Origin of the sequence: Hyphomonas atlantica corrig. (assembly GCF_017795365.1) — a bacterium.
In the GTDB taxonomy this organism is placed as follows: domain Bacteria; phylum Pseudomonadota; class Alphaproteobacteria; order Caulobacterales; family Hyphomonadaceae; genus Hyphomonas; species Hyphomonas atlantica.
Map to the genome: position 1 here is coordinate 1,105,862 of NZ_CP051254.1, position 15,728 is coordinate 1,121,589.

General features: G+C 56.0%; 18 protein-coding genes. 5 read left to right on the top strand and 13 right to left on the bottom strand.

Annotation, left to right across the window (positions count from 1 at the left end; genetic code table 11):
- Positions 1–3 precede the first annotated feature (3 nt).
- Positions 4–2,841, bottom strand: a complete 2,838-nt coding sequence (locus HF931_RS05585; protein ID WP_273242311.1) for a class I SAM-dependent DNA methyltransferase — start codon at positions 2,839–2,841, stop codon at positions 4–6.
- A 143-nt stretch (positions 2,842–2,984) separates the two neighbouring features.
- Positions 2,985–3,233 (bottom strand): hypothetical protein, encoded by a 249-nt coding sequence (locus tag HF931_RS05590; protein WP_273242313.1) that lies wholly within the window; start codon positions 3,231–3,233, stop codon positions 2,985–2,987.
- A gap of 272 nt (positions 3,234–3,505) precedes the next feature.
- On the opposite strand from HF931_RS05590, the gene HF931_RS05595 reads away from it, so the two are divergent.
- The 3 genes from HF931_RS05595 to HF931_RS05605 all read left to right on the top strand — a co-directional run bounded on the left by HF931_RS05595 (position 3,506) and on the right by HF931_RS05605 (position 4,551).
- Positions 3,506–3,691: a hypothetical protein gene (locus HF931_RS05595; protein WP_273242315.1), complete on the top strand. Its 186-nt coding sequence runs from the start codon at positions 3,506–3,508 to the stop codon at positions 3,689–3,691.
- Between the two features lie 126 nt (positions 3,692–3,817).
- Complete coding sequence (locus HF931_RS05600; protein WP_273242316.1) at positions 3,818–4,078, top strand: ECs_2282 family putative zinc-binding protein; 261 nt, start codon at positions 3,818–3,820, stop codon at positions 4,076–4,078.
- A complete protein-coding gene (locus tag HF931_RS05605; protein WP_273242318.1) occupies positions 4,063–4,551 on the top strand; it encodes a hypothetical protein in 489 nt (162 codons plus the stop codon). The genes HF931_RS05600 and HF931_RS05605 overlap by 16 nt, the downstream gene beginning before the upstream one ends.
- Before the next feature lie 78 nt (positions 4,552–4,629).
- Here HF931_RS05605 and HF931_RS05610 read toward each other — a convergent pair whose 3' ends face one another.
- The 6 genes from HF931_RS05610 to HF931_RS05635 form a co-directional block, all read right to left on the bottom strand.
- Complete coding sequence (locus HF931_RS05610; protein ID WP_273242320.1) at positions 4,630–5,499, bottom strand: relaxase/mobilization nuclease domain-containing protein; 870 nt, start codon at positions 5,497–5,499, stop codon at positions 4,630–4,632.
- On the bottom strand, positions 5,496–5,837 hold the full coding sequence (locus tag HF931_RS05615) for a plasmid mobilization protein (protein WP_273242321.1): 342 nt from the start codon (positions 5,835–5,837) through the stop codon (positions 5,496–5,498). Before HF931_RS05615 ends, HF931_RS05610 begins: the two co-directional genes overlap by 4 nt.
- A gap of 302 nt (positions 5,838–6,139) precedes the next feature.
- Entirely contained in the window at positions 6,140–6,349 is a 210-nt protein-coding gene (locus HF931_RS05620; RefSeq protein ID WP_273242322.1) for a hypothetical protein, read from the bottom strand.
- Between the two features lie 115 nt (positions 6,350–6,464).
- Positions 6,465–6,611, bottom strand: a complete 147-nt coding sequence (locus HF931_RS05625) for a hypothetical protein (protein ID WP_273242323.1) — start codon at positions 6,609–6,611, stop codon at positions 6,465–6,467.
- A 167-nt stretch (positions 6,612–6,778) separates the two neighbouring features.
- Positions 6,779–7,081, bottom strand: a complete 303-nt coding sequence (locus HF931_RS05630; RefSeq protein WP_273242325.1) for a hypothetical protein — start codon at positions 7,079–7,081, stop codon at positions 6,779–6,781.
- Positions 7,082–7,149: 68 nt separating this feature from the next.
- Positions 7,150–7,521: a DUF3768 domain-containing protein gene (locus HF931_RS05635; protein ID WP_273242327.1), complete on the bottom strand. Its 372-nt coding sequence runs from the start codon at positions 7,519–7,521 to the stop codon at positions 7,150–7,152.
- A gap of 390 nt (positions 7,522–7,911) precedes the next feature.
- On the opposite strand from HF931_RS05635, the gene HF931_RS05640 reads away from it, so the two are divergent.
- Together HF931_RS05640 and HF931_RS05645 are read left to right on the top strand one after the other, a co-directional pair.
- Entirely contained in the window at positions 7,912–8,190 is a 279-nt protein-coding gene (locus tag HF931_RS05640) for a hypothetical protein (RefSeq protein WP_273242329.1), read from the top strand.
- 185 nt (positions 8,191–8,375) lie between these two features.
- A complete protein-coding gene (locus HF931_RS05645) occupies positions 8,376–11,303 on the top strand; it encodes a type IV secretory system conjugative DNA transfer family protein (RefSeq protein WP_273242331.1) in 2,928 nt (975 codons plus the stop codon).
- Here HF931_RS05645 and HF931_RS05650 read toward each other — a convergent pair.
- The 5 genes from HF931_RS05650 to HF931_RS05670 all read right to left on the bottom strand — a co-directional run bounded on the left by HF931_RS05650 (position 11,300) and on the right by HF931_RS05670 (position 15,082).
- Positions 11,300–11,770: a hypothetical protein gene (locus HF931_RS05650; RefSeq protein ID WP_273242333.1), complete on the bottom strand. Its 471-nt coding sequence runs from the start codon at positions 11,768–11,770 to the stop codon at positions 11,300–11,302. The two genes, HF931_RS05645 and HF931_RS05650, sit on opposite strands and share 4 nt — an antisense overlap.
- A gap of 86 nt (positions 11,771–11,856) precedes the next feature.
- Positions 11,857–12,642 carry a hypothetical protein gene (locus HF931_RS05655; RefSeq protein ID WP_273242335.1) on the bottom strand — a complete coding sequence of 262 codons (786 nt, stop codon included), beginning with the start codon at positions 12,640–12,642 and terminating at the stop codon, positions 11,857–11,859.
- Positions 12,643–12,680: 38 nt separating this feature from the next.
- Positions 12,681–12,965, bottom strand: coding sequence for a hypothetical protein (locus HF931_RS05660; RefSeq protein WP_273242337.1), 285 nt, complete (start codon positions 12,963–12,965; stop codon positions 12,681–12,683).
- The gene (locus HF931_RS05665) at positions 12,965–14,086 is read right to left on the bottom strand and encodes a hypothetical protein (RefSeq protein WP_273242339.1); all 1,122 of its coding nucleotides are present in this window, start codon (positions 14,084–14,086) and stop codon (positions 12,965–12,967) included. The genes HF931_RS05660 and HF931_RS05665 overlap by 1 nt, the downstream gene beginning before the upstream one ends.
- A 348-nt stretch (positions 14,087–14,434) precedes the next feature.
- Positions 14,435–15,082, bottom strand: coding sequence for a thermonuclease family protein (locus HF931_RS05670; RefSeq protein WP_273242341.1), 648 nt, complete (start codon positions 15,080–15,082; stop codon positions 14,435–14,437).
- Positions 15,083–15,728 lie beyond the last annotated feature (646 nt).

The window sequence follows — 15,728 nt, forward strand, 5'->3', positions numbered from 1 at the left end:
GGATCAGTGCCCCTTGTCCTTTTCAAACTTTCCCTGTGCCGGAGTCTTCTTAGACTTTCCGCCATGCCTCGCCGCCGTCGCTTCAATAGGAGATTGGTTCTGTACAAAGAGATTGAACAAGTGTTCGACTCGTTGCCCTTCTGTCCTGAAAGCTGCGCGTCGATATAGTCGGTCAACGAGCTTGTCGTTTGAGCGATGCGCTGTGCGAAGGGCTGCTGGCATTGTCACTGGATTATAGAGGTCAGCAAGAGACGCGCCAGGAGATGCTGCGCGAGCAGATAGGATGTCGATTGCCGACTGCTCAAGTGCTTTCCGGTTCGCCTCAGTAAGGGCGGGCCATGGAAATGAGTTATAGACGGTCGGCGAGTAGCTGTAGTCACTCTTCAAACGGCCAGCGACGGTTCGCATCCATGCCATATGTATGGTCGATGTTAGAAGCGCAAATAGCCACTTCTGACCGCCGGGAATAATCTGGAGTTTGTTGCTCGCAACCACGTTGGACGGCAAAAAGCCGATCGGAACGTATTCCCGCGTTTCTGATGACACTTCAGGAATCCCGATATAGTCTGTATTCGGTTGTCGGTCCTGAGTGAACAGCCAAGGAGTCTGAGCGAATTCTTGCACGCTAGGGGTGGGGCTTTTCAGTCGGCCTTCTGTGACCCGCGCTAAACGCGCCTGCAATTCCGCTGAAGAGTTAATATCAGAGGGCTGAATGTCCTTTAGCCATAGACACCATCGATATTCTCCGGAAATCAATTCGTCGCCACCAACGTAAGGGCGTAGCCATTTTGCTATTGAAGGGTCTCGGGAGAGGGTTGCCTGCTTTTCATCTTCATCGAGAATAAGATTGGAGCGTGTGAGATATCCGCCCTCTGGTAACTTGATCCGGGCTCCGTCAGTTGGCTGGCTGCCTTTAAACAAAGCGGGTAGCCCAGAAGGTGCTTTGGTCCTTGCAGGGATAATAATATGAGCGCCATTGACCAGATATGCATTGATTTGTGGAACGGTTGCCATAACGGGTTCCCCAGTGATGTCGGGGTAGTCGTAGAGGGTGCAAACGGATGGCTTGTCGAATGTCAGACCCATTATAATGCAATGAACGGCGGCTTTCCCTGCTGCTTCACTTTGCCATTGGAAAGTGCGGTGAGCAAAGAAAATGTAGGCGCCGTGCGGCGTCAACCATGACCAGAGAATACTGGCCTGTTCGCCTTGGCTGATTGAATTTGTGGAAACGAAGGCAATTCGAATTTTCCGATTCGTCTCAGAAAATTCGACGGCCTTTCTGAACCAGCAAGTCACGTAGTCAAGTCGGTTGACTTGTCCGTCGCGTCCCCAGGTCCGATGCATGTCATCTTGTTGCTCATCAGTGCGCCATTGGTGTCCGATGAATGGCGGGTTTCCAAGAATGTGCGTGCATTCGGACGGCGTCATTGCGGTCGCCCAGTCGGTGTGCAAGGCGTTGCCGTGAACAATACGTGGGGACTTTTTCAGAGGGATGCGGAGGTAACTTTTACCGAACGCCAGCGAAAGTCGGTTATTCATGATGTGGTCCATCATCCACATGGCCGTTTCAGCGATGCGGGCGGCAAACTCACCAATTTCGATACCCGCAAACTGATCCACATCGACTTTTGACAGGGCTGACACGTCGAGCACCAGCTGATCGCTGCCTTTATAAATCTCTTGCAGAATATCGATTTCTAGAACTCGGAGCTCGCGGTAGGCGATGACAAGAAAGTTTCCACACCCGCAGGCAGGGTCCAGGAATTTGAGTCTGGACAGGCGGTCTTGCAATTCATGCAGTTTGGCGGCGCGGCCAGTCTTCAGTGCACGAATTCGATCAAATTCGGCACGCAATTCATCCAGGAAGAGGGGGCCGATAACTTTCAGAATATTGCGTTCAGTGGTGTAGTGAGCCCCGACACGGCGGCGTTCCTCCCGATTCATAACCGACTGGAAGAGTGAGCCGAAAATAGCAGGTGAAATTGGAGACCAGTCGAAGCGTGATGCTTCAATCAAGGCATCACGCATATCCGCGTTGAAGTCGGGGATCTTGGTTGAGCCGGAAAATAAAGCACCGTTCACATAGGGGAACTGAGCCAAGTCCGCATCGAGATTTCTGCTGCGCTTGTCTTCCGGTGTGTCGAGCACCTCAAAGAGTTTCGCAATCCAGCCGCCAAGGTCTGCGCCGTCCTCACTCGTCCGTGTTTCAAGGAAGTCCAAGAAAATACTGCGCGGCTCGAATACACCGGTGTCGTCCGCAAACAGGCAGAAAACCAATCGAACGAGAAAGCGCTCAAGATCGTGACCTGTGTAACCGCTGTCTTCCAGCGCGTCATGTAGCCGACCAACCAATAGGGCGGCTTTTATATTGACAGGGTCCTGGTCCTTGAAGGTTCGCTTCTGGACACCGAGAATGAAGCTCAGCTTTTCGACATTCTGGGGAAGCTCTGCGAGGGTAAAGCTCGCATGTTCGCGTTCATCAAGATCGAATAGCTCAAACGTCTGGAAGTCGCTGACAAGAATGAATCTCGGCTTGTCCGTTTCCTTCATGGCGTCGAAATATTCGCCAGCCTGTGTGTAGGCCTTGGTCAGGTCACGTCCGGCACTCTTTTGCTCAACCAACAAAACGCCTGGCCAGAACAAGTCGATGAAGCCGGTTTTGTCATTGAGCTTTTTGACGTGCTCTTCGTAACGCGCAACTGAGCGCCGCTTCACGCCAAAGATATGGAAGAAGTCGTTGTAGAAGGACTGGGTTTCACCTTTTTCGTAGCCTGCGCCAGACCATTCACGGGAGAAGTCCGCCGCCCGTGACCGAATTTCATTCCAACTAAGACGCATACTATATCTGTGCTCTCTACTTTAACGGGGATAGCCTGACACACGCTGGCACAGATTTGCAAAGAAAAAGGCAACATCACCATCGATTGAGGGTAAGAAAAAAGCCGGGGTTGCCCCGGCTTTTCCATTTCATCATGTGCGCTTCACGCCTCTTCGGTTTCCGTCTCTTCGGCCGTCTCATTCTCGACGGCTTCACCGGCCGGTTCCTCGCCGTCTTCCTTTGGCGGCAGCAGGATAATCTGGCCGTTGACCGGCACAGCTTCCAGCTGGATGCGAAGGTGGCCTTTCTGGGTTCGCCAGGCCGCACCGATTTCCGTCCAGCGGGTCGAGCGGTTCTGGCCTGAGCCATACTGATTCACTGTGAAAGCACGCAGCTCGGGCTTGTCAGCCATGAGCAATCTCCTTTGCGAATTTGGAGTTGATGGTTCGCATCAGAGATTTTTCTCCAATGCTTACAAGGTGTAGGGCTCTGAATCCCCGTTTCAAGTCCCCGTAACTTTACGCTCAAATGCACGTGCAAAACTCAGCACCATGCACGCCCAATCGAGCGCGCGTATTATCGCGAGTGCGTTGAAGACGGTGGGAACGGTCCTATCGCCTGTGCCTAGTGCAACAGGAGCCGGAGCGTGGTGCGCCTGAAGGATATCGAGGACGAACGAAGGTCATGATGAAGCTGAATCTCCAATTCCAGGCCGAAGCAGACAGCAATGCTGCCATGTTCGCCGTCATCCTTGTGGTGGTCGTGCTTGCCTGGCTCACCTTCAAGGTCGTGACCAGAGTGCTGAAGACGCACGGGCGGCCACAAGCACGTAAGCTGGCGGACTGGTTGAGCAAGCAGCTAGAGGACTAGTTTACTGGTCGTCCAATCTCGACTCAACCAAAAGCGTTTGTGCGGAACTAAAGCAAAATGTTTTTCTTTTGTTCCGACTCGCGTCTTGCTATGATTTTAGGCGCAATATTGAAAACGGAGGTTTAAATGGATGCTGAAAGGTATAATCGCAGCATATCGCTTTTCTGCCCCACCTGTGGAAATGATCAATTCCAATATGATGATGAAAACGAACTAGCTCCCGTAACTTGCCAGCAATGCAAGACAGAAGTTTCTCGGGAGGATTTAATCGAAGCGAATGCTGAGAATATCGAAATCAATAAAGACGAGATCATAGGAGAATTGCAAAAAGATGTTCAGAAGCAATTCAAAGACATGTTCAAGGGCAGCAAATGGAAAGTCCGATAGCTGACTATTCGGGACTCGCTAGCGCCATCATTGCAGGCCTGGCTCTTCTCTTGTCATTGGTTGCTCTCGTTCTCGGTGAAATACGCAACGCGAGGCAGAAAACGTTTGTGGAGACCCAGCATGAGTTGAACGAGCGGCTATTAGCTCGTGAGCTGCAAAGTGTCCAAGCATCTAACAAGGCAGACATGGGTGCGAAGCTCATCAAAATGGGAAAATCGAACTACCGCGTAAAGGTCTGGAATCAAGGTGAAGCCACCGCACGCAACGTGAATATTCGCATTCCTGCCGACACCAGTATTCTCACCGAACGAGAGATAGAAGATAAGTTCCCAATGGAATTCATGGAAAGGCATCAGTCAGTTGAACTGATCGCGTTTGTCCATATGCAGACAGCGAGAAAGCAAGCGATTGAAATCGTCTGGGACGACGATGATGCACAAGGCAAAAGCAAAACCGTTTACCTTACATTTTAGCTGACGGTCATGAGTAGCACTGACTTTTCACCAGCTTCACGTTTGTTTGGTCTTCCAGTTAGCTGGTAAACTAGTCCACTAGTCGTCTAGCTCTCTCTCCCGCTCGCGCCTGCGCGACCGTTTGCGTGTCAGACCCCGTCCAATCCGCTGGCGCTCCCGCTTCTCCCGGAACTTCGTAAAATCCCCCAGACGGTTGTGCAGCTTCTTCGCATTCATCTTCGGCGGCAGCACCTCTGAAAGTTTAGCATACGCTCCACCATCAAAAATCCGGATGCCATTCCCGGAAGTTTTGAGGTCCAGTCCGCGCCGGTTAAGACGCGCATCTAGGTCAGCCCAGTCCACCGAAGTTTCAAAACTGTGGCGCAGATTCTCCCGCATCTTCTTGACCGATTCCTTGCCCATATGGCGGCCGGGGTCGCGCTGCTCGCGCGCCGCGATGGCGAGTTCCTGCTTGGTCTCTGCCCGTTCCTTGCCGCGGGAGCGTTTCGGGGTCTGTTCCCAGCCATATTGGACTTCCTGCTCGACCAGCACATCTCGCAGGATGTGCCGGTCATGCTTGCCCTCCCAGGCCTTGCCGGTCTCTTCATCTACGCGATTGATCATAGCGTGCAGATGTTTGTGACCGGTATCATTATGCGCCACATAGAGCGCCTGATGCTCCGACAGGCCCAGACGATCCAAAGATTTATCCATCACATCTGCCATCTGTTCCGGCTCGGGTGCATCCTTTTCATCCCAGCTGATAATCAGATGATACACGGGCTTCTGGACGCGTTTTGACTGCGCGGCTGTGGCTTTCATGATGTGGGGCGCGACATCAGGGTCTTCGGACGCAAGATTTCGGGTCGCAACCCAGTCCACGCGCTCGGGCGTTTTGCGGTCTGTACCTGTCAGCAGATAGCCTGCCAGACCGCCAAAACTCTTTCCGCGAGACGCAAGGCCAATCATCTGCCAATGGTCGCCTTCTTCAGAAGGGCGTGCAGTGCGTCGATGGTGGCCTGGAAGCCCGTTGGTTCAATCGTGTGGCCAGAGTTCACACTGCGGGCGAGCTGGTTCAGATTCGTGCCGAGTTTCTGCAAGGCACGGATCAGCGCGGCGTGGTCCGCGCTTTGCGGCTTCGGAACGGGATAGGACAGGATGCGCCGACGGGCATAGTCGGCCAGGGTCATCCCTTCCAGCCGCTCCACACAGGCCTCGATATGCGCCCGTTCGGCCGGGGTCAGATAGACCCGGAGGACCGAACGACGCGCCTCGGCGTCGGGTTTGCGGTAGCCCTTACGCGGCATGTGTGGGCGCCTCCCCGGCGCAAGAGGGGTGCCTGCTGCATAGGCGCAAGAGAAGGAGATTGAGGGAGCGCAAGCGGACGAATTCTCCGGTGTGTTTGTACTCTATTATTGAGTATAAACACATATCTTGCCAAATGCTCCGTCGCAAGAGTGTATCGGTGCCGTATCCGGCTTTTTTCGACTGCGCTCGATTGAGGCTTCTGCCCGCACGCGGCACATACTGGGAATCGCCCACCATGCGCTTCGGCGAGGGTCGGGGCTGCCCATGAAAGGGCAGGGACCGGCCTGCCGCAACAAGCGGCCTAGTGCTGGGTCTCAGTCTCCGGCTCCTGACTCTTGTCGAGCATCACCAGTTCGCCATCGGTCGGCAAAGCGTCCAGCTTGATGTTAAAGCCTGTGCCCGATTTATGGGGCCAGGCTGCGCCGACCGGCGTCCAGAAATCCTTTGCGCCCTTGCGCTCCTTAACCACAAACAAGCGATGGGTTGGGGGTGTGTTCTTCTTATCCGCCATAGCGTATGTCCTCCTGTCTTTTTGAACAGGGTGCGCCGTTCAGGCCGACATCACCATCAAACAAGACAAACGCCGCGCATTATGCGCGGCGCGCTGTGACCTGAAGGGCACGGGATCAGCCGATGCTGAACACTAAAATGCCCGACCCGAAGAGATAACCGAGCAAAAATGCAGCCCCGCCAACATACAAGACGAGGTTATCTCGACGGCTGCGATAGGGCTTGTAGGTCGGTTTGACGGTGGGTTTCTTGGTCTGTGTCATGGCGTCTGCCTCCTCTTGTTGTCGAGGAAAGCGCAGCGCGGCCTTCAGGGCTTCGAGGCATGGCCAACACGTTTATGCGGGCAGGCCATTGCGGCGGAGACCGGCTGTGCCAGTATGATGACGTCAACAAGTGGGCAAGGCGACTAGTAGACCAGAATACTAGTTGACTAGAGGAACAGGTCACCTTGCTCCGCATCGGCAAGGTGTGCCTGCCATTCTGGTGATTGTGCTGTCTCATCGAGCCAGGCAAGCACTTGAGCGACGACGTCGCCATCATTGGCTTCAATCGTCCCGATAGGTACGAAGTGCGAGCGATAGCCGGTTGAGGTGATAGGCAATGGCTGGCCATCCGGATTGATTGATTTGACGCCAACATGCGAAATCGCGCCGCCGAATCTGGTCGGGTAATATTCAATCTCGATATCGATGCCGTTCCAGCATGTTGTATGTATCTGACTTTGATGGGTCATAACGCGTTCTGTCCTCCCTTGGTTGGCTTATGCGCTGCCCCGCCAGCGGAACCTGACGGGGCAGGGGATCAGTATTCACTGGCGTGCATGACGGTCAGGGCGCGGTAACACTTGGCCGGGTCGCTGGGGTCTTCACTGCCCCATTCGCAAGATGCATCAGCGTAGTAGTCGATCTTCCAGAACCATTTGGTGCCATGCAGGTCGATGGCGCCGAAATCGCGTTCCCCATGCGGGTCATTGTCCGGATCGAATGAGGAATAATTCCGCACCACGAGGAGCAGGGCGAATTGTTCTGCAAGGCCGAGAGCGCTGACCCGCGGCGTCATGACGACCATGCCGTCAGGGCTGTCAGAATGAGACCTGGTCGTCAGGAAGGGGGCGATGTTTTTCCGAAAGGCATCATTCTGGTCGGCGATTTTGTTGGTGTTCGGGTTCGTCATGGGCTTGGCCTCCTTGTTTGTTCAGGAGGCGACCGGCACGGCCTTAAGCGGCATGGCGCATGGCCAACACGTTTGGGCGGGCAGGCCATTGCGCCAGGGCGCGGCTGTGCCAGCTTCTGAACCCATCAGGCAAGGAGGTTAATCACTCAGGGAAAACGACAGCAAATCTGTCACGCGCCAGAATGCCAGGGGTTCCGACTGCCTCAAGGCACGGGCTGCGCCCTCTGCGGCCTTGACCCAGTCTCCACCCCCGGCACGGGGCTGCTCAAGACAGATAAGCGGGAATGTACCCCGGAGGGGGTAATTCTTTGACTAATCCGTAAGCGGACTTGTATGCTAAGGGCTGAACCCTGTGATCAGGGCAAGTCAACAAAAGGGAGGATGACATGAATGGAATTGAACAGGACTTATCTGGCGGACCTTGCGGCCGAACTCGGTCTTAGCGAAGACATATTGGAAACGGCCATGGAACGGGTTGCGCTTCGCCGCAGGCTCATCTGGGAAGCGCAGAATCTGGGAACAGCCATCGCCACACTGCCGGTGATGGGTATGGCTACCATCGCCACGGGCATGGCGCGACGGTTTGAAACCGCTCGTATAGACACCCCGGTCGTACAAGACATGGAGATCGGTGGGGATTTGTCGGAACAGCTGCCCGTCGTGGCCTGATCAGGCAACCAGCAGACTAGAGCACTGGCCATCAAGGCAACTGGGTAGGTGGCAGGCGCGGATGACCATTTTGTGCAGCAAGCATTGCGCCTTCAGCAATTTTCTTTGTCAGGGGAAATTTGAACTAGACGTTGCAGAACGACTCAGAAAAGTTCCTCACGCGGAAGTGGAATGCGGGGGAATGCATGTCGGAAACCAAGAGCCTGTTTGGACGGGCCGCGAAGTTCGTTCAGGATAAGGCGAAAGAGGGCAGGGACGCACTTGATAAGCGGGCGCTCGTTCGGGATCTTACCGAATTGTCCACGCTCCGGCATCATTACGAGAACGTGCTCGCCGAGTATGATTTCCACCTGCTGGACCGCGAACAGCTGCCCGAACCGGCGGCGTTGGCCGACATGGATGTCGAAGCCCTGCGCGCCATCGGGAACGGAAGCCTGCAGCAGATTCTCGGCATGGCCCGTACCCAGGAAGCGACGCTTGTCGACGTGATCGGGCATATCGACTGGATCCATAGCCGACTTTACATGTTGCGGGATTTCTCGCGAAACCTGTCTGTGAACCTCGCCGAATGCGGCATGACCCGTTCGAATTTCCGTCCGGCCATTCACGAAGTAGAGACGCAGGCGAGGGCGCGCGGCGGCGCCATTGGGGGTGGTAGTGCCGTGGGGGCGCTGATTTCCATCGAAGAGGAAACCCTGACCGTACCGGTCGCGCGCCTCCCCGAAGAGATGCGGCGATACCTGACAGGCGCTTTGTATCTCGGCATGTTTCGCACAGAACGGAAGGCAACGCGTGAAGCCCTGTCCAGACAAATGCTTGCGATTGCCGTGGAAAATGGGGCCCTGGACCATATCTCCAATGAATATCAGCACGAGGTTTTCTCCCGGACATTTCCGAGCCTGTTGCGGACGATCCGGTCCGGTGTTGCAACCGACATTGTCCAGATGCGGGAATACGCTGCCAGCGACGAATACTTTGCCCCGCGCATTGCCGCGATCCTGGCGGGCGGGGAACCGGATCTTTCGACAGCTCCGGACGTACCGGGCCTCAATAGATTTCTGCCGGAAGACCGCCTGAACAAGATGAATGCGACGCTTGTCGCTGCCCTGCGTGGGGAATTGCCAAAGCAGGTGGAAGCGGAAATCCAAGAAGCCGACACACCCGATAGTCCGCTATGGACGGATGAAGCCGCGCGGACCATGCTGGACGATGTCCGCAAATGGGTCTTCGAAGCCGACGAGGCCAATCTGAATGCCCCGGTGATGGCCTCTGTCGAAATTCTTTGCACGGTAGCGGACGTTCCGGCCGACATGCTCCGGCATGCGCTCAGCAAGGCCGGGATTGATCCGCAAATGCCCATCAATGCAGACTTTGCTTCTGTGGAATCCTATCGCCTGACGCGCGGGCCAATTGATGTGGCGGTGGAAGACCTTCAGAAAACCCATGCGGTGCGGGCGATTTCCGGTCTGTCGCAGCCGGAAAAAGTCGCCCTGTTTGCCGCAATTGTTCTCGCGGAACTTGGCAGTTTCAGCCCAGCCATGGCCATGGCGGCCAGATCGCTTCTGGCCTGGGGCGATGGCAAGGGCAGCCTGATGACCGCTGAGGATGGGAGCCATGCGGGCATTCATCCGGGTTCTTCCGATCATATCCATGCCTATATGCGGGCGAGGGTTCCTGACTATGAAGGTGCGCTCAGGGAACTGACTGAGCATGCGCGCACGCTCGTGACGTCTCACCCGCTGCCATCGGTCCGGGAGATTGTCGGCGAGATGCTGGTTGTGGAGACGTCCGCTGCCCAAGGCGCAGCGCTGCGCGGCGCGCTGGACTATCTGCCGGAAGACCGCAGCCAGTCAGATGCGGCGGTGTTCCTCGGCCTGAAGGATGACCAGCCAGTCACCTTCCTTGGCGATGAAAGCCTGCTGACCATTGGCGCGCCGGGGACTGGCAAGACGCAAGGCCAGGTCATTCCGACCCTGATGACCGGCACGCATTCCATGGTCGTGCTCGACATCAAGGGCGAGCTCCTGAAAACCACGCAGCGGGATCTGGAAGCGCGCGGTGTGCGTGTCCTGCAATTCTCCCTGATCGACGGGCATCCGGGGGCGCATGGCTATAATCCTATGACCTATCTGCCAAATGAGCCGAAGGGCATGTGGCGCAAGGCAGCCCAGATGTCGGAAATGCTCCTGCCGGACGAGCTGGCGGACAATGGCCCGTGGCTCGGCAATGCGCGCACGCTGCTGACCTGTCATGCCTGCGTCGTCAAGCTCGAACACGGTGAGGCTGCCACGCTCAAAGATGTGATGCGCTCGATAAAGGGCGGCAGCACAATCATTGACGGGGAAAGGGTTCGGACCACTGCGGCGGACCGGTTCGACATCATGTTGAACATCGCTGAGAGTAGGGGCTTTGACGACCTCCACGATGAAATCGCCAGCTTGTCGCAACTCGTGGCCGGTGAAGATGGGGTCTCGGGTAAAATGTGGCAAAGCATCCTTCTGGGCTTGCGTCCCCTGATGGATATGCTGATGTCGGATGAAGTGCGCGAGGCGACGGAGCGCAGCGACTGGACCCCGACAGATTTGCGGGCGCGCGATACGCGCCTGTTCGTTCAGGTGCGGGCGGTCGACCTTGATGCCTACAAGCCCTTGCTGCGGCTGATCATTGGCCAGCACCTCCAGAGCCTGATGGAATTTGCAGGCGACCGTCCGGATATGCCAGTGACCTTCCTGCTGGATGAATTGCCCCAGCTCGGAAACTTCCCGGAAGTCCTGCGGGCGATCGAAGTCGGACGGTCAGCACGGGTAAGAGTCTGGGGCTTTGTCCAGGACCTTGCCCAGATCCATGCGACCTATGCCAAGGCGGGCGTGCTGATCAACAGCCCGGCGGTGACGAGTTTCCTGTCCTTCGACACGGCGGCTGCGGAGCACCTGGTCAAGCTCTGGGGCATGAAGCATGATGTTGTGCGCGACCAGCGGGTCCCGGCGGTCGATATCGCCGACTTCTTCAAGCCGGACATGGACGGGAAAATGGTCTGTGTCGGACGCGGCTCCCAGCCCGTCGTCATGGATGTGGCGAAAGCGCATGTCCTTTTTGCAGACCGGCTCGGCTAATCGAGATCGAGTGCCAGGGCGTCCTCAGCCAGTTTGACGAAGGCATAGGATCGCGCATGCCGTGAACGCCGGACCGGTGTGCGGGCAAGTTTGTGAAAGGCCCGTCGCTGCTGGTAAGGGCTGAGCGTCTTGTAACGCTGCTCGGTCGCGAGCCGGACAAGTTCCGGCCAGGTGACCGTGGCAATGGTCAGGAGCGGCGCTTCGTCGGAGAGCCATAGTCCGAGATATTCCCGGGCCGTCTCTTCGCAGGCCTTGCGGATGCGTGTTCTGGTTTCTTCGGCATGCCGGCCATCAATATTGGTGACTTCGATCCGCCAGTTGGGATTTTGCGGCTGGCGGGGCCAGGTTTTCTGGTGGACATAAACGTCGGCCTGTCCCTTGGCGATGTTGACATAGAGCCGCTCGACGAGACCCGTGCGCGGCCAGGGCACAGGGCGAAATCGGTTCAGGGGCGCGCAGCTTGCCACCTCGGTCGGTCTCCTTCTTTTCTTTGGAATGGGTCAGGTATGTGTACAATATACAAACGTCCGTAGCAAGAATAAAATTTGTCCACCTACCCGGCATCAGCGCCGGATAGGGTCTTCTGCTGCTGGAATTTGCGCCGTCCGGCATTGTATGGAGCTGCATTTGTCATGTGCGGTGGATCTGAGCGCTGGTCGCCGACCAGATATCGGATGCGATAGGAATTCTGACCGGATGGATGAAGGAGTCCGTTGATGTATCGATCACGCGGAATTTTTCCCATACTTGCAAGGCGATCGAGTACGGCATGAACCTTCGGTCCAAGACCCAGGATCAAGGCCTTGTCGAGCAGCTGCATCTCGGGAACAAAATTCTCGAGGATCTGAGCCTGCAGAATGGGGTGGCGCATCATATCTGGCGTGCCATTATATCCGTTCGTGCCGACAAAGACGGGATTGCGCAGCAGGGATGTGTAGTGCACCAGGTTGCTTCCGTCGCCGAAGAGGCCGGCGCTGTCCGGGATGCCGAGCCAGTCGTGAATGCCCCAGTGGTTTAGCTGGGCGATCAGATTCGACCGCATCGGCTCGCCACTGAAGGAGGCAAACGCCTTTGCCTCCGCCATGGCCTCAGCGTCGGATTTTCCGGAAGCCTTGGCAGCGCGGATCGCTTGTAGTGCATTCGCCATTTGGGTCGGGCCGGGCGTGATACCAACCAGGATCAGCCGCGCATTGTGATTGATATGTTCAAACGGCGCGTAGAACACTGACAATTTTGCATCTGCAGCAATTTGTAAGCGTGCATCTCTGACGCGAGGGGCGTCGGGGCTCATGAGAGCAGAGCGAAATCGGTCGAGATCGGGAAAAGAATGTGAAAGCATAGTATACTCCAATAGTTGTGGTTGTTCTGTTGCGCAGGTTAGTGTTTGTGCGCGACAGTCACGATGGTGCCGTCACCGGCAAGGATGAGATAGAGATCGCGTAGCTTTCCGGATTTGTTCGGCATCCATGGCCCGAAATGTTTCTTAACGCGCTTCCAATCCCGCTCTGAAAAATAGAGCCGTTCTGTGCCGTCAAAGCTCGATTCGCTGGACCCGAATTTGACGAGAAGCTCCAGTGCTATATCGGGCACGCCTCTTTGCGACTGGCGTATCTTTGCGTGCCGGGATACCCGGCAGGATGAAAGAATATCGGTGTGCGTCATTACACGTCCTCCCTCTCTGGGTTCGGAAATTGAAGGCTCTCAAGGGCAACCCGACGCCAGCTATGTCCGGTGACAATGCCCCAGTTCCCGCTATCGGCATTCGGTCGGCGCCAGCGCGGTGTATCCATCCGTGCCAGGAGGTCCAATGCAGCGCGGTAGTCTGAGATTCTCTGTTCAGCACCTTTTGCGCCGATCGTGTATCCGGCGTCGTTTTCGTCTTTACCCTTGCGCCAGCAGACGTCAGGAAGGAATTCTGATCCGTCATTGGCAACCGGCACAAAGACGTAATCGGCGAGCGCGACTTCAGGCGTGTCTGAACCATAGGGAACATCTTCGCCCCAGTCAGGTTTCAGAGGTTGCAATTTCTCCACGGCTTGCCAGAGAGAGGGCTTGTAGTCCCTTGCTTCCAGCCAGGGGCGGGCATTCTCGGCTGCGATCTTGCCCTTCTTTCCAACCAGCGGGGCTTCATCGGTTTTGGCATAGATCGCATTTTGCAGCCGCTTCATCGATACGCCGGAGAGGGCGGCGAGTTCAGCGACAGTGAGTGGCTCGCCTTTGTCATAAGCAAGCCGAGCCCTGGCGGCGGTTCTTACCCGCGCGCAGTTCTCAAACAACCCATCTTTGAGCCTGCTTGCAGGTAGGAGTTGCTCGACCTCGTCGATTTTAGCGCAAACAGATTCAACCCATTTTGCGACGTCGTGTTGGGCGGTGTAGCGGCTTTGAAGTTCGGCCGCTGCAGGGGCGGTCGCATCAAGTGAAAGATTGGATCTCCAGCCAGGAAGAATTCCGTAATAGGCAAAGGCGTGGAGATCGTGCAGATGATCAAACAAGTAGGGGCCATCGAAGATCGAATACGACATCGCCTCTTCCAGCTCCGCGCGCCAGTCGGCGGAGATATGGACCTTGGAAAGCATTGACCAGTCCCATTCGATGAGATCGCTATAACTCATGATTTTGGTCAGTGCCGCCATGCTGATATTGGCATGATGGCGCGTGGTCATGTGTTCAATGAGCTCGCCAATCAGGGCGAGGATCGACTTTCCGTCATCGTGTTCCTCCCACTCATAAGCGCCTTCAAACTCAGAGATTCGATCAAAAAATTCGTCTGCCAAAGTGTGCATATCAATAATCCTTGGGTATCTAAGTAATTTCGATTGCCCAAGTAATAGTGCAAATATAATAAATGGTCAATAAAAAAATCCGATTTGCCCAAGAAAATATGCCGCACGAGTTCGTTTGATGATTTGAGGTATCGCCCTCGTAACGCCTCCCGTGCTTTTCCGGAGCCAGCCATCGCTGGGGCACGGCCATGGCGGGCGTCGGGCCGGGCCAAGGCCGAAGAGGGCGCAGCCCGTGCCTTGGGGCGGGGCGGCGGCTGACATAGTGACCCGCCAGGCGATGGCGGCAGACGGGAAGGGGCATCGCGGCCCCGATGCTTTCTGGTGGAGCCGGAGCAGCTTCAGGGCCGCTCAGTTGTAGTTGCGATTGCCCCAGAGGTTGTCCGGACAGGAAAGTCCCCAGATGCCGGCCCTGGACCGGCGGGCATTTGCTTCTTCATCGGCATAGGCGCGCTGGCTGTATCGCGGCCAGTCGCGGGCCCAGCCACTGGCGACCATGACTTCACCCAGGTCCTTGTCGCGGACATAACAGGTGGCAACAAGGCGGTCGCCATTCTTGCCCGTTACATCGCACGTCACGGTCTGCTGCTGAATATAGTCGGAAAGATAGAGCGAGGCCTTCTGATAGACGTTGGTTTTGCCGCATCGGCGCCCGCGTTCCGGCGCATCAAACCCACTGAGGCGAATGCGCTGGTCATGGATATCAATCGTGTCGCCATCCACCACCGAGGCGACCCCGGAAAGACGGGAGCCCGATATGGTGACATTTTCTGGCGAGCTTTCGGGCATCCAGTAGACGCCAAGTCCCAGGGCGAACAAAAGCAGGAGAATCGACAGGGCAGGGAGCAGGCTGCGAAAGCGCGGTTGCGGTGTCTTCTTGCCGGGCGGTGGCGGACTTGGCCGTTTGCGCCTGTTGTCCTGCGGATTAAATCGGATGACGTTTCGCTTCACGGCGCGGCCCTCTGTCCCATGGCTTCCAGAATAAAAGCGTTTGCCCATTCGCTCAACCAATCAGCGAAACGGGCTGAGTAAAACTGAAAATGAGCGGTTTTTGTTGGACTGGTGTGTGCCGGCCTGTTCCAGCCTTGGAAACAGCTCCTACGGGCTGTCGAGGCAGCCTCAGCGCCAAAGTCCTGGGCACCGACCGCCATCGGCTTGCCCCTTATCCCCTTCAATAGCCAGGAGTGGGTGGCCACGGGGCGAAGCCCGTCAGGGCTGAGGGGCGTGAAATCCTTCATGCGCGAGAGCGCATTCCTTTTGTCTGGCAAAGCCAGACGCATTCTTCATAATACTTATCCACATTTTATCCACAGTATACGGATTTTTGCAAAATCCAGACTGCGCAAGGGATGCAGGCTTGAATTTGACGAGTTATCCCCACAATCCACAGCGCCAATAACAAGAGTTAGTCTTTGTTAGTAAGAGTTAAGGGCGTGGAACCGGACGTGGAACCGCTGGTTATGCACAACAACTTTATGCGGATGGTTTCTGATAACCCGAATTTCGGTTTTTGATAACCCGAATATCGGTCTCTGAAAACCCGAATTGGCGGACAATTTATCCCCAGCCTCTGTCACTGATTGGACACAACCCCTTCGACAGACTTCCGGTTTCTGATAACCCGAAACGCGACAAGGTTTCTGAA